27 protein-coding genes are annotated in these 20,008 nt (G+C 62.1%); 11 read left to right on the top strand and 16 right to left on the bottom strand.

The window, feature by feature from the left end; translation table 11 throughout:
• Window positions 1–15 precede the first annotated feature (15 nt).
• The 3 genes from ACE3O2_RS12540 to prpB are packed head-to-tail and all read right to left on the bottom strand — an operon-like array spanning window position 16 to window position 2,597.
• Complete coding sequence (locus tag ACE3O2_RS12540) at window positions 16–507, bottom strand: N-acetyltransferase family protein (protein ID WP_374337987.1); 492 nt, start codon at window positions 505–507, stop codon at window positions 16–18.
• 5 nt (window positions 508–512) lie between these two features.
• A complete protein-coding gene (gene prpC / locus ACE3O2_RS12535; protein WP_374337985.1) occupies window positions 513–1,670 on the bottom strand; it encodes a 2-methylcitrate synthase in 1,158 nt (385 codons plus the stop codon).
• A gap of 33 nt (window positions 1,671–1,703) precedes the next feature.
• The gene (gene prpB / locus ACE3O2_RS12530) at window positions 1,704–2,597 is read right to left on the bottom strand and encodes a methylisocitrate lyase (RefSeq protein ID WP_374337983.1); all 894 of its coding nucleotides are present in this window, start codon (window positions 2,595–2,597) and stop codon (window positions 1,704–1,706) included.
• Between the two features lie 183 nt (window positions 2,598–2,780).
• Between prpB and prpR the strand changes: the two genes are divergently transcribed.
• Window positions 2,781–4,655 (top strand): propionate catabolism operon regulatory protein PrpR, encoded by a 1,875-nt coding sequence (gene prpR, locus ACE3O2_RS12525; protein ID WP_374337981.1) that lies wholly within the window; start codon window positions 2,781–2,783, stop codon window positions 4,653–4,655.
• A 312-nt stretch (window positions 4,656–4,967) separates the two neighbouring features.
• Here prpR and ACE3O2_RS12520 read toward each other — a convergent pair whose 3' ends face one another.
• Window positions 4,968–5,231, bottom strand: coding sequence for a hypothetical protein (locus tag ACE3O2_RS12520; RefSeq protein ID WP_374337979.1), 264 nt, complete (start codon window positions 5,229–5,231; stop codon window positions 4,968–4,970).
• Window positions 5,232–5,252: 21 nt separating this feature from the next.
• Window positions 5,253–5,507, bottom strand: a complete 255-nt coding sequence (locus tag ACE3O2_RS12515) for a hypothetical protein (RefSeq protein ID WP_374337977.1) — start codon at window positions 5,505–5,507, stop codon at window positions 5,253–5,255.
• A 220-nt stretch (window positions 5,508–5,727) separates the two neighbouring features.
• Here ACE3O2_RS12515 and ACE3O2_RS12510 point away from each other — a divergent pair, with 220 nt between their 5' ends.
• The gene (locus ACE3O2_RS12510) at window positions 5,728–6,210 is read left to right on the top strand and encodes a DUF488 family protein (RefSeq protein ID WP_374337975.1); all 483 of its coding nucleotides are present in this window, start codon (window positions 5,728–5,730) and stop codon (window positions 6,208–6,210) included.
• A 15-nt stretch (window positions 6,211–6,225) separates the two neighbouring features.
• Here ACE3O2_RS12510 and ACE3O2_RS12505 read toward each other — a convergent pair whose 3' ends face one another.
• Window positions 6,226–7,164 (bottom strand): DUF1266 domain-containing protein, encoded by a 939-nt coding sequence (locus ACE3O2_RS12505; RefSeq protein WP_374337973.1) that lies wholly within the window; start codon window positions 7,162–7,164, stop codon window positions 6,226–6,228.
• A gap of 398 nt (window positions 7,165–7,562) precedes the next feature.
• On the opposite strand from ACE3O2_RS12505, the gene dapA reads away from it, so the two are divergent.
• Window positions 7,563–8,444: a 4-hydroxy-tetrahydrodipicolinate synthase gene (dapA, locus tag ACE3O2_RS12500; protein ID WP_374337971.1), complete on the top strand. Its 882-nt coding sequence runs from the start codon at window positions 7,563–7,565 to the stop codon at window positions 8,442–8,444.
• 70 nt (window positions 8,445–8,514) lie between these two features.
• Window positions 8,515–9,186, top strand: a complete 672-nt coding sequence (locus tag ACE3O2_RS12495) for a hypothetical protein (RefSeq protein ID WP_374337969.1) — start codon at window positions 8,515–8,517, stop codon at window positions 9,184–9,186.
• Here the strand turns inward: ACE3O2_RS12495 and ACE3O2_RS12490 are convergent.
• From ACE3O2_RS12490 to ACE3O2_RS12480, 3 genes are all read right to left on the bottom strand, one after another.
• Entirely contained in the window at window positions 9,153–9,626 is a 474-nt protein-coding gene (locus ACE3O2_RS12490) for an EVE domain-containing protein (protein WP_374337967.1), read from the bottom strand. The two genes, ACE3O2_RS12495 and ACE3O2_RS12490, sit on opposite strands and share 34 nt — an antisense overlap.
• Window positions 9,627–9,629: 3 nt before the next feature.
• Complete coding sequence (locus ACE3O2_RS12485) at window positions 9,630–9,995, bottom strand: VOC family protein (RefSeq protein WP_374337965.1); 366 nt, start codon at window positions 9,993–9,995, stop codon at window positions 9,630–9,632.
• Window positions 9,996–10,063: 68 nt separating this feature from the next.
• Window positions 10,064–10,579: a MarR family winged helix-turn-helix transcriptional regulator gene (locus tag ACE3O2_RS12480; RefSeq protein ID WP_374337963.1), complete on the bottom strand. Its 516-nt coding sequence runs from the start codon at window positions 10,577–10,579 to the stop codon at window positions 10,064–10,066.
• Window positions 10,580–10,709: 130 nt separating this feature from the next.
• On the opposite strand from ACE3O2_RS12480, the gene ACE3O2_RS12475 reads away from it, so the two are divergent.
• Entirely contained in the window at window positions 10,710–11,597 is an 888-nt protein-coding gene (locus ACE3O2_RS12475) for a DMT family transporter (protein WP_374337960.1), read from the top strand.
• Window positions 11,598–11,600: 3 nt separating this feature from the next.
• Here the strand turns inward: ACE3O2_RS12475 and ACE3O2_RS12470 are convergent, their stop codons facing one another.
• Entirely contained in the window at window positions 11,601–12,212 is a 612-nt protein-coding gene (locus tag ACE3O2_RS12470; RefSeq protein ID WP_374337958.1) for a hypothetical protein, read from the bottom strand.
• A gap of 99 nt (window positions 12,213–12,311) precedes the next feature.
• Here ACE3O2_RS12470 and ACE3O2_RS12465 point away from each other — a divergent pair, with 99 nt between their 5' ends.
• Window positions 12,312–12,962 (top strand): TetR/AcrR family transcriptional regulator, encoded by a 651-nt coding sequence (locus tag ACE3O2_RS12465; protein WP_374337955.1) that lies wholly within the window; start codon window positions 12,312–12,314, stop codon window positions 12,960–12,962.
• Here the strand turns inward: ACE3O2_RS12465 and ACE3O2_RS12460 are convergent.
• From ACE3O2_RS12460 to phhA, 4 genes are all read right to left on the bottom strand, one after another.
• Window positions 12,904–13,503 carry a hypothetical protein gene (locus ACE3O2_RS12460; protein WP_374337953.1) on the bottom strand — a complete coding sequence of 200 codons (600 nt, stop codon included), beginning with the start codon at window positions 13,501–13,503 and terminating at the stop codon, window positions 12,904–12,906. The two genes, ACE3O2_RS12465 and ACE3O2_RS12460, sit on opposite strands and share 59 nt — an antisense overlap.
• Window positions 13,503–14,198 (bottom strand): SDR family NAD(P)-dependent oxidoreductase, encoded by a 696-nt coding sequence (locus ACE3O2_RS12455; protein WP_374337951.1) that lies wholly within the window; start codon window positions 14,196–14,198, stop codon window positions 13,503–13,505. The genes ACE3O2_RS12460 and ACE3O2_RS12455 overlap by 1 nt, the downstream gene beginning before the upstream one ends.
• Window positions 14,199–14,217: 19 nt before the next feature.
• Window positions 14,218–14,508 (bottom strand): 4a-hydroxytetrahydrobiopterin dehydratase, encoded by a 291-nt coding sequence (locus tag ACE3O2_RS12450; RefSeq protein ID WP_374337949.1) that lies wholly within the window; start codon window positions 14,506–14,508, stop codon window positions 14,218–14,220.
• Between the two features lie 156 nt (window positions 14,509–14,664).
• The gene (gene phhA / locus ACE3O2_RS12445) at window positions 14,665–15,555 is read right to left on the bottom strand and encodes a phenylalanine 4-monooxygenase (protein ID WP_374337947.1); all 891 of its coding nucleotides are present in this window, start codon (window positions 15,553–15,555) and stop codon (window positions 14,665–14,667) included.
• A 127-nt stretch (window positions 15,556–15,682) separates the two neighbouring features.
• Between phhA and ACE3O2_RS12440 the strand changes: the two genes are divergently transcribed.
• Window positions 15,683–16,153: an Lrp/AsnC family transcriptional regulator gene (locus ACE3O2_RS12440; RefSeq protein ID WP_205882026.1), complete on the top strand. Its 471-nt coding sequence runs from the start codon at window positions 15,683–15,685 to the stop codon at window positions 16,151–16,153.
• Here ACE3O2_RS12440 and ACE3O2_RS12435 read toward each other — a convergent pair.
• Window positions 16,122–17,078: a LysR substrate-binding domain-containing protein gene (locus tag ACE3O2_RS12435; protein ID WP_374337945.1), complete on the bottom strand. Its 957-nt coding sequence runs from the start codon at window positions 17,076–17,078 to the stop codon at window positions 16,122–16,124. The two genes, ACE3O2_RS12440 and ACE3O2_RS12435, sit on opposite strands and share 32 nt — an antisense overlap.
• A 123-nt stretch (window positions 17,079–17,201) precedes the next feature.
• Here ACE3O2_RS12435 and gstA point away from each other — a divergent pair, with 123 nt between their 5' ends.
• Window positions 17,202–17,801 carry a glutathione transferase GstA gene (gene gstA, locus ACE3O2_RS12430; RefSeq protein ID WP_374337943.1) on the top strand — a complete coding sequence of 200 codons (600 nt, stop codon included), beginning with the start codon at window positions 17,202–17,204 and terminating at the stop codon, window positions 17,799–17,801.
• Window positions 17,802–17,804: 3 nt separating this feature from the next.
• Window positions 17,805–18,878 (top strand): NAD(P)H-dependent flavin oxidoreductase, encoded by a 1,074-nt coding sequence (locus ACE3O2_RS12425; protein ID WP_374337941.1) that lies wholly within the window; start codon window positions 17,805–17,807, stop codon window positions 18,876–18,878.
• A gap of 43 nt (window positions 18,879–18,921) precedes the next feature.
• Here the strand turns inward: ACE3O2_RS12425 and ACE3O2_RS12420 are convergent, their stop codons facing one another.
• Window positions 18,922–19,263 (bottom strand): winged helix-turn-helix transcriptional regulator, encoded by a 342-nt coding sequence (locus tag ACE3O2_RS12420; RefSeq protein WP_374337939.1) that lies wholly within the window; start codon window positions 19,261–19,263, stop codon window positions 18,922–18,924.
• 73 nt (window positions 19,264–19,336) lie between these two features.
• Between ACE3O2_RS12420 and ACE3O2_RS12415 the strand changes: the two genes are divergently transcribed.
• Both ACE3O2_RS12415 and ACE3O2_RS12410 read left to right on the top strand, forming a co-directional pair.
• Window positions 19,337–19,621, top strand: a complete 285-nt coding sequence (locus ACE3O2_RS12415) for a YciI family protein (RefSeq protein ID WP_374337937.1) — start codon at window positions 19,337–19,339, stop codon at window positions 19,619–19,621.
• A gap of 43 nt (window positions 19,622–19,664) precedes the next feature.
• The gene (locus ACE3O2_RS12410; RefSeq protein WP_374337935.1) at window positions 19,665–20,006 is read left to right on the top strand and encodes a hypothetical protein; all 342 of its coding nucleotides are present in this window, start codon (window positions 19,665–19,667) and stop codon (window positions 20,004–20,006) included.
• The last annotated feature ends 2 nt before the right edge of the window (window positions 20,007–20,008 follow it).

Raw genomic sequence — 20,008 nt, 5'->3', positions numbered from 1 at the left:
CTTCCAGTTCAAGAATCAGTGGGTATCTGTTTGGGCATCAGGCTGCAGCGGCAGGCGCAGCTTGAAGCCGGTATGGCTGGGGGTGAAGCCCAGCCGCTGGTAAAAACGGTGTGCGGCTTCGCGCTGCTGGTCGCTGGTGAGCTGTACCAGTCGGCAACCGCGCGCTTCGGCGCGGCGGATGGCCTCCTGCAGCAGGCGCTTGCCGATCTTCTGGCCGCGCCAGCCGCTGTCCACCCGCACGGCCTCAATATTGGCGCGGGTAGCACCCCGCTGTGACAGGCCGGGGATGAAGGTAAGCTGCAGCATGCCCAGCACCTCGGCCTGGTGCTCCACCACCAGCAGCAGCTGGTTCGGGTCGCGGTCCAGGCTGTCGAAGGCGGCCAGGTAATCCGGATGCAGCGGTTCCTCCGGCGTTTCGCGGCCCCGGCCCAGACCGTCGTCGGCCAGCAGGGCGACCAGCCGGGGCAGGTCGTCCCGGCGGGCAGCGCGGAAGTGCAGCGGCAGCATGCGCTTTACTTTCGCTCGTCGATCGGCACGAAGCGCAGGTCTTCCGGGCCGGTGTAGTTGGCAGAGGGGCGAATGATCTTGCCGTCCTGCCGTTGCTCGATCACGTGCGAGGCCCAGCCGCTGGTGCGGGAGATGACGAACAGCGGGGTGAACATGGCGGTCGGCACCTGCATCATGTGGTAGCTGACCGCACTGAACCAGTCCAGATTGGGGAACATCTTCTTGATGTCCCACATCACCGCTTCCAGCCTGTCGGCAATGTCGAACATCTTGCGGTTGCCTGCGGCATCGCTCAACGAGCGCGCCACTTCCTTGATCACCTTGTTGCGCGGGTCGGAGACGGTGTACACCGGGTGGCCGAAGCCGATCACTACTTCCTTGCGCTCCACGCGGGCGCGGATGTCGGCTTCGGCGTCATCCGGGCTGTCGTAGCGCTTCTGGATCTCGAACGCCACCTCATTGGCACCACCATGCTTGGGGCCGCGCAGCGCGCCAATCGCGCCGGTAATGGCGGAGTACATGTCGGAGCCGGTACCGGCCACCACGCGGGCAGCGAAGGTGGAGGCATTGAACTCGTGCTCGGCGTACAGGATCAGCGAGGTGTGCATCGCCTTCACCCACTGCTCGGACGGGCGCTCGCCGTGCAGCAGGTGCAGGAAGTGACCGCCGATGGAATCATCATCGGTTTCCAGCTCGATACGACGGCCATTGTGGCTGTAGTGGTACCAGTAGAGCAGGATGGAGCCGAAGGAGGCCATCAGCCGGTCGGCAATGTCGCGTGCGCCGGGGGCATTGTGGTCGTCTTTCTCCGGCAGCACGCAGCCGAGGGTGGAAGCACCGGTGCGCATCACGTCCATCGGGTGGGTGGCGGCGGGCAGCTGCTCCAGCACCGCCTTCACCGCTTGCGGCAGGCCGCGCAGCGCGCGCAGCTTCTGCTTGTAAGCGGTCAGCTCAGCGCGGGTTGGCAGCTTGCCGTGGACCAGCAGGTGGGCGATTTCTTCAAACTCGCACTGGTCGGCCACGTCCAGAATGTCGTAACCGCGATAGTGCAGGTCATTGCCGGTGCGGCCCACGGTACACAGCGCGGTATTGCCCGCAGCCACACCAGACAGCGCGACGGACTTTTTCGGCTTGGGCAGGACAGATTCGGTGCTCTGGGTCATGAGGGTTCCTCTTCGGGATGGAGAGACGGGCGCTTATTCCGCCACATTTTCGCGGGCAAACAGCGCATCGAGCTTCTGCTCGAAATCGTGATAGCCCAAGTGTTGGTACAGTTCGGCACGGGTCTGCATGCGGTCTACCACATTCTGCTGCGTGCCATCACGGCGGATCGCCTGATATACCTCCAGCGCCGCCTGATTCATGGCGCGGAAGGCCGACAGCGGATACAGCACCATCGCCACGCCGGCATCACCCAGCTCGCGGGTGGTGAACAGCGGCGTGCTGCCAAACTCGGTGATGTTGGCCAGCACCGGCACCTTCACCGCGTCGACAAACTGGCGGTACATGGCAAGCTCGGTCATCGCTTCCGGGAAAATCATGTTGGCACCGGCTTCCACGCAGGCGCAGGCACGGTCGATGGCAGCGTTCAGACCCTCGACCGCCAGCGCGTCGGTGCGGGCCATGATCACGAAGTCCGCATCGCGGCGGGCATCCACTGCCGCCTTGATGCGGTCCACCATCTCGGCCTGGCTGACGATGGCCTTGTTCGGGCGATGGCCGCAGCGCTTTTGCTGCACCTGATCCTCAATATGCACCGCCCCGGCCCCGGCCTTTTCCAGGCTGCGGATGGCTCGGGCGATGTTGAAGGCACCGCCCCAGCCGGTATCAATGTCCACCAGCAAGGGCAGTTCGGTTACGTCGGTGATGCGGCGCACGTCGATCAGCACATCTTCCAGCGTGGTGATGCCCAGATCGGGGATGCCGCAGGAGCCTGCCGCCACGCCGCCACCCGAGAGGTAGAGTGCACGGTAGCCGCTATGCTCGGCCAGGCGGGCGGCGTAAGCATTGATGGCACCCATCACCTGCAAGGGGTGCTCGCTGGCAACGGCATCGCGGAAGCGCCGTCCGGCGCTGATGAGGTGAGACATATAACCTCCGGTCAGGTAAGTGGCCCATTCCCCTGCAAGGCGCGTGCCAGCACGCTGGGGCGGCGGGCGGGCGAGGCTTTTCTGCATGGAATCAAATGATTATCAGGCAAGCAGTTTTGCGCCGCTGGTGCAGGGTATTGTTTCGTGTTTCAATATGAAACATGACTGTTTCAAAGTGAAACCATGCCCAGCCGTAAACCGCAGATTGCTGTGGTCGCCACCCGAGGGCTGGCCGACCTGTGCCGTAGCCAGCTCACCGAATACGCTCACCTCGCCGACTGGCGATTGCTCGACCGCCCGCTGGAGGACGCCGAGCAGGACGCCCGCAGCCTGTGGCGGGCTGGGCTGCTGGACGCACTGGTGGCCGCCGGGGCCAATGCCCAGCAGCTGCGCGAGGCGCTGCCGGTGCCAGTGGCGACCATCCAGGTCAATGGCTTTGACGTACTGCTGGCGCTGCAGCAGGCGCAGGCGATGGATGCCGGGCGGGTGGTGATCCTGACCCGCCAGCAGCTTGCCAGCGAGTTTGCCGACCTGCAGCCCATGCTCAGCCTGCCGCTGGACATCCGCACCTATCAGCAGGACGAAGCGGCCCGCCAGCTGCTGCGCACGCTGGCCCATTCCGGTGAACGGGTGGTGGTGGTCGGCTCCAGCCTGATCGTGTCGTGGGCGATGCAGGAAGGGCTGCCGGGGGTGATCCTCTACTCCGCGCCCTCGGTGCGGCGCGCGTTTGACGATGCGCTGGAGGTGGCCCGCATCGCCCATCTGGAAGAGATCAAGCGCGAGCGGCTCGACTGTATTGTGCAAACGCTGGCCGAAGGCGTGGTGGCGGTGGACATGGAGGAGCGCATCGAAACCCTCAACCCGGCGATGGCGCACCTGCTGGGGGTGGCGGAAGAATGGGCTACCGGCCGCCGCCTTTCCGAACTGTGCCCGCCGCTCAGCCTGCAGGATGTGCTGCGCAGTGGCGAAGCCAGCCGCGAACGGGTGGAATCGGTCGGCCAGCGCACCCTGGTGACCCACCGCCTGCCGCTGATCGAGCAAGGCCAGCAGACCGGCGCAGTGCTCACCTTTCAGGACGCCAGCAGCATCCAGAGCGCCGACCGCAAGCTGCGTACCCTCAGCCAGCGGCGGCAATTCCGCGCCCGCTACCGGCTGGACGATCTGGTGGGCGAATCGCCCGCAATCCAGCGGGTGCGCGAGCTGGCCCGGCTCTACGGTGCCAGCGATGCAGTGGTGCTGCTGCAAGGCGAATCCGGCACCGGCAAGGAACTGCTGGCACAAGGCATGCACCTGCACTCCGCCCGCCGCCACGCGCCGTTTGTGGCCATCAACTGCGCCGCCTTTCCCGACAGCCTGCTGGAATCCGAACTGTTCGGCTTTGAAGAAGGCGCATTTACCGGCAGTCGCAAGGGCGGCAAGGCAGGCCTGATTGAGCTGGCGCACACCGGCACCCTGTTCCTCGACGAAATCGGCGACATGCCGCTACCGCTGCAAACCCGCCTGCTGCGCGTGCTGCAGGAGCGGGAAGTGCTGCGGCTGGGCGGCGTGGAGCCCACCCCGGTTGACCTCCGCGTGATGGCTGCCACCCATGCCGACCTGCGCCAGCGCGTAGCGGAAGGCCGCTTCCGCGCCGACCTCTACTACCGCCTCAATATCCTCGCCCTCAACGTGCCGCCGCTGCGCGAACGCCTGCAAGACCTGCCCCTGCTCGCCCAGCACCTGCTGGCCGGGCTGCAAGCCAAGCTGGGGCAGGGCGGCGACAGCCACCCGGTCTGGCAGGCCGTGCTGCAGCACGCCCAAGGCTACGTCTGGCCTGGCAATGTGCGCGAGCTGGAAAACCTGCTGGAACGCGCGCTCGTATTCCACCTCGGCCACGCCCACACCGCCACCGGGGCCGACTGGTCCAGCATCCTGCCCGAACTGCACCCCACCCCCACCTCCGCCGACCCCATCGAAGCCACCCTCGCTCACCACCAAGGCGACCTGCAGGCCGCCGCCCGCGCGCTCGGCATCAGCCGCACGACGCTGTGGAGGAGAAGGAAGGGGGGAGGTGTGTGATGGCTACGGTAGTGAAAAATGCTCGCCAGGTATGCAGTAAATTAGCTCAGGGGTTGGGTTTATAAGGGTCGTGGCCTTGTGTGATCAGCTCATGCTGTAGCGCTTGCAGCACCAGGTTGGCCTCATCATGATTGCGCATGATGCGATCTGCGTCTGTGGCAGAAATGGCATCCGTGCGAATGATGACCTGATGAGCACCTGCATCATAGGTGACGTAATATTGTTCACCCTCTTGTAACAGAGTGAGCCCAGCTGCGTTGAAAATAGTCTTTTTCATTGCGAATCAGCCGGTTTCAGTCAAACCACTCACGCTTACAATGCCGTGCCCCTGAGCCGCCCGGCTGGCATGATCAGGTGATGATCAAACTGACGGGCTCTGCACAAGCGAGCAATTTCCAGCAGCGCTTCCAGATTGTTTGCACAGTCCTCTACGAGCGCTTGATCAATCTCATAGTACTCCTCATATTCCACCAAAGAATTTGCGACTGGAATGGCTAAATAAGACCGCCCCGTTGTCACCTCTATTCCAATTGAGAAGCGTTCTTCCTTGAAAATGCATTGATCTGCAAACTTCATCCGCCTGCTCCTGGAGAATAGCTAGTCCACATACTGCATCTGCTCTACCCAAATCCGCATACCTGGATGGTGCTCCACTATAGTCGCCATGGCATCACGCACGGCATCCGGGTCGCCTGCTAGCGGATAGTCGAGACGGGAGACATTCACATACTCTAGCTCAGCATAGTCTGCTCCAGAGATGGTATCGGAACCGCACCAGATGGCCATTTTGTCAGGTCTGCCCCAAGTCAGGGCTTCTTGCAGACCGGTGGGCGTGAGCGCAAGGAAAATCATGCTGTTTCTCGAAGCGAGTTTTCTTGAGGATGCCTGACTCGCCCTGTGTGTGGCAAGTGCTCGGGTGCAAGAGGGGCATGATGCGGAGCTGGCAGGGAGTGGCCGCAGCATGCTGCAGGCCTGAGTCCGAGTTGTCCTGACTGAAGGGATGGAATTTTGCTGGACTTTACCCTGTCATGACATCATGCTGCCAAGAGCAATGTAGACGGGTAAGGAGGGTATGGTGCTGTACACCATCGGTTATGAAGGTTTGACGGCCCCTGCCTTTGCCGCATGCCTGCAGCAGCAAGGCGTGCAAACGCTGGTGGATGTCCGCGAATCACCCTTTTCCCGAAAGCCAGGTTTCTCAGGTGCGAGTATGGCCACGTGGCTGGGAGAGGCTGGCGTACATTATCAGCCGATGTCCGAGTTGGGCTGCCCACGCCCTATCCGCATGCGCTACCGTGAAGACGGTGACTGGGGGCGGTATACGCGGGATTTCTGTAGCTGGCTGGCGTCTCAGCATGAGCCGCTTGCGGCTCTGGCGCGTATTGCGCAGGCTTCGCCCAGTGTATTGCTGTGCTATGAGGCGGACCCGCAAATGTGTCACCGGTCAATGGTGGCGGACGCCATCCAGCAGCGCTATGGCCTGGCCGTCACGCATTTGACGCCACAGCAGAAACGCTCTGCCGCAGAGGCGCCACGGCAAGCCTCCTTGTTTTGAGGCGCCATCCTGATGCTATTGCCAGCCCCATAATGTCTTGGCACGGGGCCAGTGGCATTGGCGGACAAAGACGGTATAGAAGCTGACCCGATCTTCGCAGTCCTCCTTGTTCCGGTTCCAGAAGGCGAAACCTACCAGATAACTGAAAAAGAACTCATCCAGCGAGGCAAAGCGCTGGAAAATCTGTTCGGCCACGGCTTCAATATGTGCCCAGGCTTCCGCTTCGCTGATGTACTGGGCTTGCCAGGCCATGCGGGCCATATTGCTGGCGCGCCACAGGTCGAAACCCCAGATCAGATGTGCGGGTTTGCCGTCTTGTTCTTGCCAAAGGCGGGCTACCCGCTTGGGGTCACTTTGTGTCAGCCAGGCGAGTTCGTCGGTCAAATTCACGTAGGCTGCACTGGCATCCGGGCTTAGCAGGTACTGCGTATGCAGACCTTGCTGCAACCGGTCAAACATGTGCAAATAGTCTTCGCGGCTTTCAATATCCCAGTCGCTTTTCAGGGAGCTGCGTGAGCAAGCGGGTTCGGCTTCAATGTCCAGCAGCCAGTAGCCGCGCGTGTGAGGCAGGCGGTGGCTGCAGGGCCACATTTCCAGCGTCTCTATCCACCAGCCCCGGTTGTAGCAGTGCACGAGATTGGGTTGCAGCGCACGCCTTTGGCGTTCACTCAGCGGTGTTAGCCCGCCTTCCTGCAGATAGCGCAACATCTCGCGGCGTGGGGCGGTCGCCAACCAGAGCCAGCTCAGCAGCAACAGCAGCACCATCAGGCTGCACCCGAGCCAGACCACAGGCTGGGGCCAGAGATAAGCCAGAAGGCCCGCCCCCGGCAACAGCAGGATCGAGACCGCTCGCCAAAGTTTGACCCAACCGGGCTGGGTACCATAGCGGCTCAATTCGCCCAGACTGTGCCAGCTGGCGGGGAAGCTCCAGGTGCCAGGAAAGTTTTGCAGCATGCGCGTGATCCGATGTATGAAAGCCTGTTTCAGTCGCTTGTCATGTTAGCACGAGGGGTGTCTGTGCTCTTGGGGCACGGCGGAGTCTTTCTTCCGTTGGCTGATTTGGCGCTTGTCAGGCTGGCGGCTTTATTGGATGATTAGCGCTCAACCTGAATGTGACCTTGTCATGACCATGCTGCGTGCTTTCTTGCCTTGTTCTACCGCCCCGCTGGCGGTGTCGGACCTGTGCGGCCTTGGGTTGAAACCTAAAAAACGACTTCTCCGCTGACGGGGAGTCGCGTCCCGTCGGGCGGAATGCCGGACGGGAACGCATATCAACTTTTCTCCTGATTGATCCCAACGGTACGCCACTCACGGAACGGACTATCCCATTACCGTTCTACCATGAGGAAAACATGCACACTGTATTTGAAGGTATCTGGTTGCCCATCATCACGCCGATGCAGGCCGATGGCCTGATTGACCACGTCGCCCTGGCGCGCCTGACCTGCCATCTGGCGGGGCAGGGTATTCACGGCTTGGTGGCGGGGGCCACCACTGGTGAAGGGGTATTGCTGCAGCCCGGCGAACAGGAGGCGGTATTCGCCACGTTGCGCGAAGCCGCACCTGAATTACCGATCATTCTGGGCGTGACCCAGTTCGCGACTGATGCGGCGGTGGCACAGGCCCGGCAACTGGCCCGGCTCAAGCCCGATGGCCTGCTGGTGACGCCGCCTTCTTATGTCCGCCCCACCCAGGCCGGGATCCAACGCCACTACGAGGCGGTGGTCGAAGCCAGCGATCTGCCGCTGGTGGTGTACAACATCCCGTTCCGTACCGGGGTGAATGTGGAAGTGGATACCCTGCAAGCATTGGCTCGCGACCCCAGAGTGGTGGCGATCAAGGAATGCGGTGGCAATAATGAGCGCACCGTCAGGCTGGTGCAGGAGACGCCGCTCAAAGTATTGTCGGGCGACGATGCACAGAATTTCCCGGTGATGTGCCTGGGCGGGCACGGCGCCATTGCAGGCTCTGCGCATATTCATACGCGCTGGCATGTGCGGCTGTACCAGCTGGTCAAGCAAGGCAAGCTGGACGAGGCGCGCCGTCTTCATACCGCCCTGTTGCCGCTGATGCAGGCCCTGTTTGCCGAGCCCAACCCTATTCCTGTGAAAGCCCTGCTCGCCGAGCAGGGCTGGTGCCAGGACATCTTGCGCCTGCCGTTCCTGCCCGCCAGCCAGGGCTTGCGTGAGCGCCTGCGTGCGCTGTCCGCTACGCTGGAGGCCTTTACCAGCTAGACCTGGCCGTTGGCTGGCTTTATCCTGCGGGACAGCGTGAGGCTGTCCCGCACGTTTTTCGGAGTTCATCATGTTGACCCTGCACTGTACCCAGGCGGCGGCACGCGCACTCAGCCAGACCCGGCAAGGCCGGACGCACAGCCCGGTGCGGGACGAGGCGCCAGTGGGGGCGCTGCAGGGCTGGCGTTGGCAGCTGCATGCAGCAACGGCCAGCCGCCGCACGGTATTCATCCTGATGGAACAGCACAGTCGCTTTGCAGTGGCACTATGGGGAATTCGTAAAGGCGACTACGCGGCCTTGCTGCAGCAATTCTGGCAGCGGATTGCCAATCACCTGCTGTGGCTGAATGATGATGTCGGGGGGCTGACCGAGTCTGAAGCCGATGCGGCGCTGGCGGAGTGTGCCAGCCAACACCGGCAGACGGTTTTCCTGCACGGCGGCGACCGTAGCGTACAGCAGCACCTCAATCAGGCGCTGGCAGAAGTGCGGCTGGCTTTATCTGGCGAAACACCACCGCTGGAAGACCTGCTCGCCGCCGCACAGCTGGATGACTACCTGAACCGGGGTTTCCGGCAGGTAGGGCGGCAGGCCGCAGCGTTTGTGCCCGCAGATGCCTTTTACCTGCACTGGTTACGTCATGCAGCCAGGCTGGACGATGCTGCACTGGAGGCGGTACAGCATCGTCAGCAAGCTTTACGGCAGGCCCATTATGCGGCCTTGTGGGGTGAGCTGGAGGCATAAGCGCCTATCAGCTGCACCGCCTCTTCGCTGTGCATGCTGCGGGCGATCAGCCGCATGTCTTCCAGCGTAACCGGGAACAGGCCATAGCGAAAGGCGTAGCCCCAGCTGCGTTGACCGGCGGTGAAGCTAAGCTGGTCGAGCAGCGGGCGGATGGCGGCATCTTGCTGAGCGGGGCTCCACACCACGTCCCGGCGGAAGGGGTGGAAACCTTCGCCCATGTCCACTTGATACGGATCAGGCTCCAGCGCCCGGCCGATGGCGGTGAACGCCTGCAGGGTGTCCTTGCCGCCAAAGGTGACGGTGGGGGAGTAGTAGCTCACCCAGTCACCCGGCTGGATGCGGCGCAACGGGGCCGCCTTGCCATGGCAGACCTGCATGAAACCCCCGGCCAGTCCACGGCGAACGTGCTCGGCGGATGCCACCGCAATCCAGTATTTCATGGCTTAGTCCTCCACCACGAAGACGCGCAGGCGTTGACCATCCGGGTCTTGCGCCGTAAAGGTATAGCCAAAGTCCATGCGGGTTGGCTGCTGCAGAATGGTCAGCCCCATGCTGGTCCAGCGCTGGTAGTAGGCATCCACCGCCTCGCGGCTGTCCAGTGCAAAGCAGACTTCCGCGCCACCGCCGGTGTTGAGTGCTGCCGGTTCCACGGTATGACGAGACCACAGGCCCAGCATCCAGCCATTATCCAGTGGCAGCAGGGCAAAGGTCTCGGAAGCGTCGATCACCGGCTTGTCCAGCAGCTGGCTGTAGAAGCTGGCGCTGCGCTGCGGTTGGTCAACATAGAGAATCAGAAAATTCGGGCTCATGCGTTTGCTCCTGGGTGTGGACCGCCCGGGCTGGGTGGTCGATGGCGCAAGCATAGCCGCCCATGCTGTCAGTTTTTGTCAGCATGGTTTGTGACATCCTGCTCATTGAGCAGCAACCATTGTCGCAGCAGCATGGCCAGCTGTTCTTGCTGTGCCGGGCTGAAGGGGGCCAGCATCTGTTGCTGGTTGGCCAGGTGCTCATTCATGGCCTGATCGATCAAGGCATGGCCCGCCGGGGTCAGACGCACCAGCAGGCTGCGGCGGTCTTCCTGCGAGGCGATGCGTTCCACCAGCCCGCGTGCTTCCAGCCGGTCTACCAGACCGGTGACGGCGCCTGAGGTCAGCATCATGGTGCGATACAGCGCAGTTGGTGTGAGCGGGCAGTTGTGGCGGCGCAACGTGGCGAGTACATCAAACTCACTGCTCTTGAGGCCATGCCGCAGCATCACGCTTTCGATCTGGCGCATGGCGATCTGCGACATGCGGTTGAGGCGACCAAAAATGCCGGTGCTGCTGGGGTCGAGGTCTGGCCGCTGCTGTTGCCACTGCGCCAGTACCTGGTCCACATGATCCTGCTGAGACATGGTTCTTCCTTGTGTGCTGGCATGCCATGCCAGTGTCTGCCGATTTTATCTTATTGCTGAAATATTTTTTGTTTGAATTATCTCATGTTAAAATATCTAATAAATAAGATACTTATTGAGTGAGCAAAATATGCCGATCTTGCTGGCCATCATGGCCCCCATGCTGTGGGGGAGCACCTACGCGGCGGCGGCCCTGTTTTTTAAAGGCTATCCACCGATCTGGCTGGCCGTTTGGCGTGCCTTGCCTGCCGGGTTGATCCTGTTGCTGTTGCGACCGAGCAGCCTGCGTCGTCTGCCACTGCCCTGGCCGCGCATGCTGGCCTTGACCCTGAGCGGGGTCACCGTGTTTTTTGCGCTGCTGTTTCTGGCGGCTTATCGCCTGCCGGGGGCGGTGGCTGGCACGCTGGGGGCCACGCTGCCGCTGCAAATGTTGCTGCTGCGCTGGCTCCAGACCGGGCAACGCCCCGCGCCCGTCTGGCTGGGGCTGGCCGTACTGGGTTTGCTGGGGGTCATGCTGCTGTTGAATCCGTCCAGCCATCTGGACCTGCTGGGGGTGGTGGCTGCGCTGGCGGCAACCTTGCTGTTTGCGCAGTCCACACTGTGGATGGAGCGCTGGCCGGTGCAGGATGTACTGCCGCTGGTGGGCTGGCAGTTGCTGCTGGGGGGCGTGCTGTTGCTGCCGGTGGCCTGGCAATGGGCCGGGCCGATGCCGCTGCCAACCCTGCAGCAAGCACCGGGCTTGCTGTGGCTGGTGATCGGCAATACGGTATTGGCCAATGCGATATGGTTTTGGGGGGTACGCAGGCTGTCGGGACAGATGATGGGCATGCTGTCGCTCAGCAACCCGGTGGTGGCGGTGTCCTTGGGCATCCTGCTGGTGGGCGAGCACCTCAATGGCTGGCAGATGATGGGTATCAGCCTGATCTTGCTGTCTTTTATCCTGATGAAGCTGGTGCCTGCCGGTGCTGCGCGTCAGCAGTCCAAACCACTGGACACGCTGACGCTGAAAAGCTGCTGAGGTTTAACTGGCGGCTGCCGCGATCCGAGCCCTCAGCTGCCGCTGCTCCCACAGCCGCAATACCAGCCCAATGAGCAAGGCTGCCAGCATGGCACTGTACAGCGGGCCCTGTGCCAGGCGTTTACCTACCGTCAGCACAAACAGCAACCATAACCAGTAAACGCCAAAAGTATGCAGTCGTTTCCACAAGGCACCGCCCAGCATGCGGATGGCAGCCTCATTGGAGGTGGCCGCCATTAAGGCGATCATCAAGTAACCACTACCGCCCAGAATCAGCATCGGCGCAGCGAATACCTCTTTGCCGAGCGCTGGATTCAGCATGCCCAACTGGATGAACAGGCCGGCATGAATCAGGTGCGAGGTCGCAAAGCTCAGGCCCAACTGCCGCCGGTAGCGGAGCAGGGTTTGGGTCAATGCACTTGGCCACAGGGTATGCAGGGCGCTGCAACAGAAGGTGAGTAGAAACAGCGCCAGCGAGGTGCGCGCTGTTTGCCGCACGCAGCTACGCAAAGCGGGTTCAAGAGCTTGGGCGTCCCATAGCGTGATGCTGATGCAGCCCATCATCCCCAAGGTACAGATTAGCCAGAGGCTGTGCCCACGGTGCCAGTATTGCATGTGTTACTCCTTATGTAAGCAATGATTACATTTGGCGAGTGTAAGTCATGTAAACATTGATTACAATAGCGGGAATCCAATTCTTATCTGGATCGGCAGATGACAGCAGAAACAAGCCCGCGAACCCGTTACCACCACGGGCAACTTCGACAAGCCTTGCTGGATGCCACGCTGGCACTGGTCATCGAGCAAGGCATGAGTGCCTGGTCGCTGCGCGATGTGGCTCGACGGGTGGGGGTGTCCCCTGCGGCGCCGTTTCGCCACTTTGATAGCAAGCACGCGCTGCTGGCGGCTATCGCCGAGCAAGGCATGCAGCGTTTTGTGGCAGACATCGCACGGGAAGTGGAATCGGCCCCAGCGGAAGGGCGTTTGCAGGCCATGGGGGGGGGCTACTTGCGCTGGGCGATCGCCAACCCGGCCCAGTTCATGGTGATTTCAGACCGCAGCCTGTTCAATCTGGCGCAGTCTCCCACGCTGCTGGCACAGAGCGAGGCGGTGATGGGGCAGATGGATGCCCTGCTGCAGGCACGCTACGGGCAACACCCTGGCTTTGCGCTGGAGCAGGCGCGGTTGATGTTCCGAGCCCAAGCTTATGGATTGGCCCGCATGGCGGTGGACCGCCACCTGGAGGAATGGGCCATCCCGCCAGAGCAGGCGCTAGAACACTGCCTGCGGGTGCTGGACCAGTTTTTTACTTTGCTGCCGGGGGACGGGCTGGGTGGCGTACACAGCCGCGCGCTTCCTGCATGAACGACTGCAGGGTTTGCCGCAGCGTACCGCTGGCCAGCCAGCCATTGTTGGGCAGGGCAGGGGATTGCTGATAAGCCACATTGAACTGGATGTCGTCGATCCGCCACTGCGAGCCCTGGCGGCGCAGGCTGAGCTGATCATGCCAGCGGACCTCCGGACTGCTGCTGTCCCGATAGGCAAAGGCCATGATCGCCTGCAGGTGCTGGCCATCCTGTGGCTGGAGGGCGACCAGCGTGGCCTCGCTATAGCCTTCGTAGAGGGTGCTGAACACGCTGTTTTCAAAACCCAGTGGTTTTTCGTCCTGGGCAGCGGTTTCACCGCAGCGCTTTTGTGCCGCGACCATCTGCTGCAGCGCGCGGAACAAGGAGGGGGTGACCGCGTCCTGTATTTGCCGCAAGTCCTGCCGTGTCGTCAAGGGAACTGAGTTGACCACTCCCAGCTGATAAAACTGTTCCAACTGCGTTTTCAGACGGACGTCCAGGCTATCAGCATGCAAAGTTGGCGCCGCCAGCAACAACCCCGCCAGGCACAGGCGACGCATCACAGGCTACCGGTTACGGGCAGGGAAGCACCGGTGATCTTGTGGGCCGCGTCTGACAGCAGGAAAAGGATGGCCGTAGCAATGTCTGCCGGGGCGACCCAGCGGCTGGTATCCGCATCCGGCATGTCGGCGCGGTTGGCCGGGGTGTCGATGATGCCCGGCAGCACGGCATTGACGGTAATGCCACGGGTTTTCAGTTCATCCGCCAGACTCTCGGTCAGCCGTGCCACCCCCGCCTTGCTGGCGGTGTAGGCCCCCATGCCCGCGCTGCCACGTGCTGCCGCATTGGCACCGATATTGACAATACGGCCCTGACCCTGCGCCAGCAAGGTGGGCAATACCGCCTTGCTCATGGTCAGCGCGGTGCGCAGGTTCATCTGGTACATCAGATCCCAGCTCAGCACGTCGCCTTCGCTCAGGGTTTCATAGCGAAAGCCCCCCGCCACATTGATGAGCCCATCCAGGCGGCCAAACTGCTGCAGCACCTGTTGCACGGCATGCTGGCAGGCGGGCAGGTCGGTCAGGTCCACACCGGGCAGTGGCAGCATGCTGTCGGTGCGCGCAGGCGCCGCATCGCGGGTTTGACCCAGCAGCGCCACTCGCGCGCCCTGCGCTTGGGCTGCTGCCGCCACCGCCATACCCAGAAAGCCGAAGCCCCCTGCAATGATCACTACCTTGCCTGCCAACATGCTCATGCTGCACTCCTGATTGGGCTTAACCGCAAATCTCTTCAAGATACCGGGCCATCTGCGCGTCACGCGAGGTGAGGCCACCCGCATCGTGGGTATTCAGCCGGATGTGTACCCGATTGTAGACGTTGAACCACTCCGGGTGGTGGTCGTGCTTCTCGGCAAACAGCGCCACCCGGCTCATGAAGGCAAACGCCTCGCTGAAGTCCTGAAAGGTAAAGTCCTTCTCGATGGCAGTGGCTTCATCATTGGTCTGCCAGCCATGCAGGGTGTCCAGCATGGCCGCGACCTGCTCGCGGTTCATCTTTTCCAGCATAAAGTGTCCTTTCTCAGAACCTGTTCAGAGTCTCGCGAGTGACGGCGAGACAAGGCGAAGGCGGCTGAGGAAGCGGAGTTTACTCCGTGTAAATGAGCATTCCGAAGCTGTTTTCAACGCCGTATCGCCGGCACGCAGCAGACACTGGACAGGTTTTCAAGCGTCTGCCGTATCCGACCAACCTTCACCCGTGCCCCGGTTAAGGACCACATCGTCGCTTGCCAGTTCCCCGGCTCCCAGGATCGGGCTGCCTTGCAGGCTATGGTACAGCTCGGTGAAGTCCGGTGCCGTTGCATCGAACAGCTGTTGGAAGCTGTTGATCACAAAGTACGTTTTCTGGAAGGTGTCGATACGATATCGGGTGTGCATGATGCGCGCCAGGTCAAACTTCACCCGGTTCGGGCTGGCGCTGTCCAGGCAATAGATGGATTCACTCTTGCTGGACAGGATGCCCGCACCGTAGATGCGCAGGCCAGACGGGGTCTGGATCAGGCCAAATTCGACGGTATACCAGTACAGGCGGGCCAGCATCGGCAGGGCGCCGAGCGACGCCGCTTTCAGGCCGCCCTGACCGTAGGCTTGCAGGTAGTCAGCAAATACCGGGTTGATCAGCAGGGGGACATGGCCGAACAGATCATGAAAGACATCCGGCTCTTGCAGATAATCCAGACGGGCGGCATCGCGCAGCCACCAGGTGACCGGAAAACGGCGGTTGGCCAGATGATCAAAGAAAACATGGTCCGGGATCAAGCCATGCACCGCCACCACACGCCAGCCGGTGGCTTGTGCCAGCTTGCGGTTGAGGTGATCGAAGTCGGGTACCCGGTCGGGCGCCACATCCAGCTGCTGCATGCCCTGCAGGAATTCCTCACAGGCTCGGCCTGGCAGCAGGGCGCTTTGCCGCAGATAGAGCTGATGCCAGATGGCATGGTCTTCCGCCGTATAGCGCTCGAACGGCTGCGCCATGGTGAAGTCATCGGCGTGTTGCAGACCCTGGTTCTTTTCGACAGTGATGTCCGGAACCTTGTAGACGTTGGCGCTTTCCATGGGGTGACCTCTGGCAAGTAAGAGCTCACTAGCTTAAACGCTCTGCGATGCGGAGATGCCGCAATGTTTGCATGTAATTGCAGGTTCATGCTTTACTGATGCATATCAAGGCTAAAATGTGCGTGATATGAGCGTTATTGAACTGGACCGCTTCGACTACCTTATTTTAGACGCGCTGCAGAAGGACGCGCGTGCCACTCATCAGAAACTGGCACAGCAGATTCCACTGTCGGCTTCCCAGATCGGGCGCCGCATCCAGCGGCTGGAAGAAACTGGCGTGGTGGAGGGGTACCGGGTCAGCCTGCGGCCGGAACGGGTGGGGCTGTCGGTGCTGGCGTTTACCTACGTCTGGCTGGAGCGCCACGGCGAAGTGGCGGTACGCGAATTTGCCGATGCCATCATTACCCTGCCTGAGGTACTGGAGGCGTATGCGGTGACCGGTGAGGCGGATTACTGGTTGCGGGTGGTGGTGGCGGACCTGCCGTCCTTGTCCCGCTTTGTGATGTACAAGCTGATGAATCTTCCCTGTGTGCGTTCCGTCAAGACCACGGTGGCGCTGGAGCCGATCAAGCGGATTGCCCCGCTGCCGGTGGGCTGAGCGGGCTGGCCTGCGGCGGGGCAAACGCTGCCAGCAGCCAGTCGATCAGGACCCGCAGGCGCTGGGGCATGTGAGGTTGGCGCGGGTAGAGCAGGGAGAACGGGCGGCTGCGTCCGCCATAGTCGGGCAGCAACTCCAGCAAACGTCCGTTCTGCAAGTCATGCTCGACGATGAAGCGATAGGTTTGCAGGATGCCGCCACCTGCCCGTGCCAGCGTCACACACCCCAGCAGGTCGTCACTGCAACGCAGGCCTCCTTGTGTTGGCAGGCTGAAGGCGCGCCCCTGATGCTGGAATAGCCAGCTGATCAATTGGCCACTGCTGGGCAGATGAAACTGGATGCACTGATGCTGCAGCAGTGCATCCGGAGTGTTCGGCGCTCCGTGTCGCAGTACATAGTCGGGTGAGGCGACCACCACCAGCTCGGCATCCAGCAGGGGCCGTGACACCAGCCCGGAGTCCTTGGGCGGGCGGCCGCGTACGGCCAGATCAAAACCATCGACTACGAAGTCCACATTGTGGTTGCTGAGCTGGATCTCCAGCTCTACCTGCGGATAGCGGGCGTGAAAGGCCGGTAGCAAGGGCAGGATGCGGTAATGGCCCAGGGGTGTTGGCAGGCTCAGGCGCACGGTGCCGCTGGGGGTGCGCTGTGCATCGGCCAGCGCACGCTCGGCGGCATTGATCTGCGAGAGGGCAGCGCGACATTGCTGGTAATAGTGCTGCCCGGCGTCAGTCAGGTTGATGCGGCGGGTGGTGCGTTCAAACAGCTTGACCCCCAGCCGCTGTTCCAGGCGGCTGATGCTGCGGCTGACTGCAGGTTGCCCCAGCCCTGATTTGACGGCAGCCGCCGTAAAACTGCCACATTCTGCCACCGTGCAAAACAGTTCGATGCTGCCCAGCATCACTTCATCAAAGCGCCGTGCCATATTGATTACATGGTGTAATGAATGTTGTGCATGATTACTGATTTTTCTGTGCCAGCGCAAGGCATAGCATGTGCCCTGTCCGGTCCGTGCTGACCGGTTAACCTCACCGACAGGAGTCATGCCATGAAGCTGTTTTACGCCCCCAATGCCTGCTCACTGGCCCCGCATATCGTTGCGCGGGAGCTGGGAATGTCGCTGGACCTGGTACGGGTCGACCTCAACCAGCACCGTACGGCCCAGGGTCAAGACCTGTACCAGCTGAATCCGAAGGGGCAGGTGCCTTTGCTGCAGCTGGCCAATGGCGAGTATCTGAGCGAAGGCCCGGTCATCGCCCAGTGTCTGGCCGACTGTCAGCCCGGCCAGGCATTGCTGCCTGTGGCCGGTAGCCTGGATCGGGTACGGGTGGTCGAATGGCAGAATTACATCAGCACCGAGCTGCACAAATCGTATACGCCGCTGTTTAATCCACAGGTCAATGCGGAGGCCAAAAAGGTATTGTCAGCCTTATTGCGCAAGAAGTATGTCTGGCTGGACAGTGTGCTGGCGGGACGTGAATTCCTGCATGGCGAGCGTTTCTCGGTGGCTGATGCTTATCTGTTTGTGGTGACCCGCTGGGCCGCCTATGTGCAGCTGGACTTGACGGACTTGCCGCATCTGCAGCACTACATGCAGGCGATTGCGGCCCGTCCGGCGGTGCAGGCTGCGCTGCAGGCGGAGGGTTAAGCCATGGCAGGCTGGAAACACAGTACGGTCAGCCAGCGGCTGGGTCTGCGGGTGCCGATTGTGCAAGGCCCGTTCGGCGGTGGCCTGTCCAGTGTTGCGCTGGTGGCTGCCGTATCGGAAGCGGGCGGTCTGGGTTCGTTTGGCGCGCATCACCTCGATGGGGACGGGATTCTGCGGGTAAGTGCAGACATCCGGGCGCAGACGGCCAAACCGTTTGCCCTCAACCTGTGGGTGCCCTTCGAGGACAGCGATGACCCGCAACTGAGCGCTGCAGAATTCACCACGCACCGTGACCGACTGGCCCCTTACTTCAAGGAGCTGGGCGCGGATTTGCCGGCACAGCCCGCGCGCTTCATGCCGCGCTACGCCGAACAAGTGGAGGCCATCTGGCAAGCCAGGCCCGCCGTGCTGAGCTTTGTGTTTGGCGCACCGGCTCCCGCGGTAGTGGACCGCTGCCGTGAGCTGGGCATTGTCACCATCGGCGCGGCGACGACCGTGGATGAGGCGATTGCGCTGGAAGCGGCCGGGTTGGACATGCTGGTGGCGACAGGCTTTGAGGCAGGTGGGCACCGGGTGGCGTTCCTGCAGCAGCCGGAGCGAGGGCTGACAGGGCTGTTTGCCTTGCTGCCGCAGGTGCGGGACGCGGTGCGCATCCCGGTGATTGCCGCTGGCGGCATTGCCGATGGCCGGGGCATTGCTGCTGCCCGCCTGCTGGGGGCGGACGCGGTGCAGATTGGCACGGCATTTCTGGCGTGCGAGGAATCCGGAACACACGCCTTGCACCGAGAGGCATTGTTCAGCCCGGCGGCGCGCCATACTGAGCTGACTCGCGCCTTCAGCGGGCGACTGGCCCGAGGCATCCGCAATCGCTTTGTGGAAGAAAGCCGGGGGCAGGCGGTGGCACCGTATCCGGTGCAGAACTGGCTGACCGGGCAACTGAAGAAAGCCGCGCAGGCCGCCGGGCGGACCGACCTGGGCTCGCTCTGGTGCGGGCAAGCAGCGCCGCTGCTGAAAGAGCGGCATGCCACCGCCCTGATGCAGCAGCTGGAGCAGGAGACGGATGCCCTGCTGGGGTAAGCCCCCGCTCACCAGCCGGTTGAGGGCGCGCCGCCGCGTGCCCTCACGTGGTGGGGGTGTCAGGCAAAGACGCTTGCCACTGGTCGGCCCAAGTCCGCAGCGGGGCGATGAGCTGCATCAGCGTCTGGCCTGATGGGCTCAGGCTGTACCCCAATTCATGCTGCGCCAGCAGGCCACTGTCACGCAGTTCCCCCAGCCGGGTGTTCAGCACACTGGACGACATCTGCTCACACTGCTGCTGCAGTTCGCGGAAAGTACAGGGGCGCTGGCTCAGTTCCCACAGGATGCGCATGGTCCAGCGTCGGCCCAGCAGGTCAAACAGGGCCATGATGGGGCGACCGGTGGTGGAGCCACGAACCGGGATTCCGGGTTTGGGTGTCGGCATAGTGTTGCGCTTCTAAAAAAGAAGCAATATGATAACCCACTTCCAAACCCATCGGCAACGCCGGGAGTGACTCATGTTTCTGATTGATATGACCTTCGTCAAACCCTTGGACGAGGTGGACCGCCACGTTCAGGCACACCGTGACTATCTGGCCGGGCTGTATGCGCAAGGCCTCTTCTTGCTGGGAGGGCGCAAACAGCCACGCAGCGGCGGCATCATCCTCTCCCGGCAGCAGCACCTGGATGAGGTGAAGGCGGTGTTTGATGCGGACCCGCTGGTGCAGGCTGGCGTGGCGACCTATACGGTGACCGCGTTTGAGCCGGTGATGCGGGCCCGCGTGCTGGAGGGTATCCTGTAAGTCCGGGCTGGATGGCGCGCTATTGCTGCGCTATGCTGTACGCATGAAAGCATCCCGCATCTTGCCAGTGAGTGTGCTGTTGACCCTGTGGCTGAGCACAGGCCCACTCCGGGCCGCGACGGACCCACAGGGGGAAGGGCTGCGTACGCGCCTGATCCACGACCAGGCTTATCCGCAGGTTCCGGCGCGTTGCCTGTTTGTCGTGAAAGAAGCGCAACGGCCGGAAGGGGGGATCTACGCCGCGCGCTTCAATCCCGCCTGCATGGGGGTGAGCAGCGCCTCGTCCCTGCTGGACCGTTTTCTGGTCAAGGGACGCCGCATTCGCTGGGTGGATGCGGCAGAGCCCGGACACTATCTGCCGTACGCGCAATTCCTGCAGCGCTGAGG

Source organism: Leeia sp., assembly GCF_041909055.1.
GTDB classification, from domain to species: domain Bacteria; phylum Pseudomonadota; class Gammaproteobacteria; order Burkholderiales; family Leeiaceae; genus Leeia; species Leeia aquatica.
Note: the sequence above shows the minus strand (reverse complement) of the source record. Positions and strands in the feature narration are given on the sequence as shown.

Bases quoted from the DNA above. Each gene is read 5' to 3' on its own strand.
- ACE3O2_RS12540 (WP_374337987.1), bottom strand. From the start codon at position 507: ATGCTGCCGCTGCACTTCCGCGCTGCCCGCCGGGACGACCTGCCCCGG.
- prpC (WP_374337985.1), bottom strand. From the start codon at position 1,670: ATGACCCAGAGCACCGAATCTGTCCTGCCCAAGCCGAAAAAGTCCGTC.
- prpB (WP_374337983.1), bottom strand. From the start codon at position 2,597: ATGTCTCACCTCATCAGCGCCGGACGGCGCTTCCGCGATGCCGTTGCC.
- prpR (WP_374337981.1), top strand. From the start codon at position 2,781: ATGCCCAGCCGTAAACCGCAGATTGCTGTGGTCGCCACCCGAGGGCTG.
- ACE3O2_RS12520 (WP_374337979.1), bottom strand. From the start codon at position 5,231: ATGAAGTTTGCAGATCAATGCATTTTCAAGGAAGAACGCTTCTCAATT.
- ACE3O2_RS12515 (WP_374337977.1), bottom strand. From the start codon at position 5,507: ATGATTTTCCTTGCGCTCACGCCCACCGGTCTGCAAGAAGCCCTGACT.
- ACE3O2_RS12510 (WP_374337975.1), top strand. From the start codon at position 5,728: ATGGTGCTGTACACCATCGGTTATGAAGGTTTGACGGCCCCTGCCTTT.
- ACE3O2_RS12505 (WP_374337973.1), bottom strand. From the start codon at position 7,164: ATGCTGCAAAACTTTCCTGGCACCTGGAGCTTCCCCGCCAGCTGGCAC.
- dapA (WP_374337971.1), top strand. From the start codon at position 7,563: ATGCACACTGTATTTGAAGGTATCTGGTTGCCCATCATCACGCCGATG.
- ACE3O2_RS12495 (WP_374337969.1), top strand. From the start codon at position 8,515: ATGTTGACCCTGCACTGTACCCAGGCGGCGGCACGCGCACTCAGCCAG.
- ACE3O2_RS12490 (WP_374337967.1), bottom strand. From the start codon at position 9,626: ATGAAATACTGGATTGCGGTGGCATCCGCCGAGCACGTTCGCCGTGGA.
- ACE3O2_RS12485 (WP_374337965.1), bottom strand. From the start codon at position 9,995: ATGAGCCCGAATTTTCTGATTCTCTATGTTGACCAACCGCAGCGCAGC.
- ACE3O2_RS12480 (WP_374337963.1), bottom strand. From the start codon at position 10,579: ATGTCTCAGCAGGATCATGTGGACCAGGTACTGGCGCAGTGGCAACAG.
- ACE3O2_RS12475 (WP_374337960.1), top strand. From the start codon at position 10,710: ATGCCGATCTTGCTGGCCATCATGGCCCCCATGCTGTGGGGGAGCACC.
- ACE3O2_RS12470 (WP_374337958.1), bottom strand. From the start codon at position 12,212: ATGCAATACTGGCACCGTGGGCACAGCCTCTGGCTAATCTGTACCTTG.
- ACE3O2_RS12465 (WP_374337955.1), top strand. From the start codon at position 12,312: ATGACAGCAGAAACAAGCCCGCGAACCCGTTACCACCACGGGCAACTT.
- ACE3O2_RS12460 (WP_374337953.1), bottom strand. From the start codon at position 13,503: ATGCGTCGCCTGTGCCTGGCGGGGTTGTTGCTGGCGGCGCCAACTTTG.
- ACE3O2_RS12455 (WP_374337951.1), bottom strand. From the start codon at position 14,198: ATGAGCATGTTGGCAGGCAAGGTAGTGATCATTGCAGGGGGCTTCGGC.
- ACE3O2_RS12450 (WP_374337949.1), bottom strand. From the start codon at position 14,508: ATGCTGGAAAAGATGAACCGCGAGCAGGTCGCGGCCATGCTGGACACC.
- phhA (WP_374337947.1), bottom strand. From the start codon at position 15,555: ATGGAAAGCGCCAACGTCTACAAGGTTCCGGACATCACTGTCGAAAAG.
- ACE3O2_RS12440 (WP_205882026.1), top strand. From the start codon at position 15,683: ATGAGCGTTATTGAACTGGACCGCTTCGACTACCTTATTTTAGACGCG.
- ACE3O2_RS12435 (WP_374337945.1), bottom strand. From the start codon at position 17,078: ATGGCACGGCGCTTTGATGAAGTGATGCTGGGCAGCATCGAACTGTTT.
- gstA (WP_374337943.1), top strand. From the start codon at position 17,202: ATGAAGCTGTTTTACGCCCCCAATGCCTGCTCACTGGCCCCGCATATC.
- ACE3O2_RS12425 (WP_374337941.1), top strand. From the start codon at position 17,805: ATGGCAGGCTGGAAACACAGTACGGTCAGCCAGCGGCTGGGTCTGCGG.
- ACE3O2_RS12420 (WP_374337939.1), bottom strand. From the start codon at position 19,263: ATGCCGACACCCAAACCCGGAATCCCGGTTCGTGGCTCCACCACCGGT.
- ACE3O2_RS12415 (WP_374337937.1), top strand. From the start codon at position 19,337: ATGTTTCTGATTGATATGACCTTCGTCAAACCCTTGGACGAGGTGGAC.
- ACE3O2_RS12410 (WP_374337935.1), top strand. From the start codon at position 19,665: ATGAAAGCATCCCGCATCTTGCCAGTGAGTGTGCTGTTGACCCTGTGG.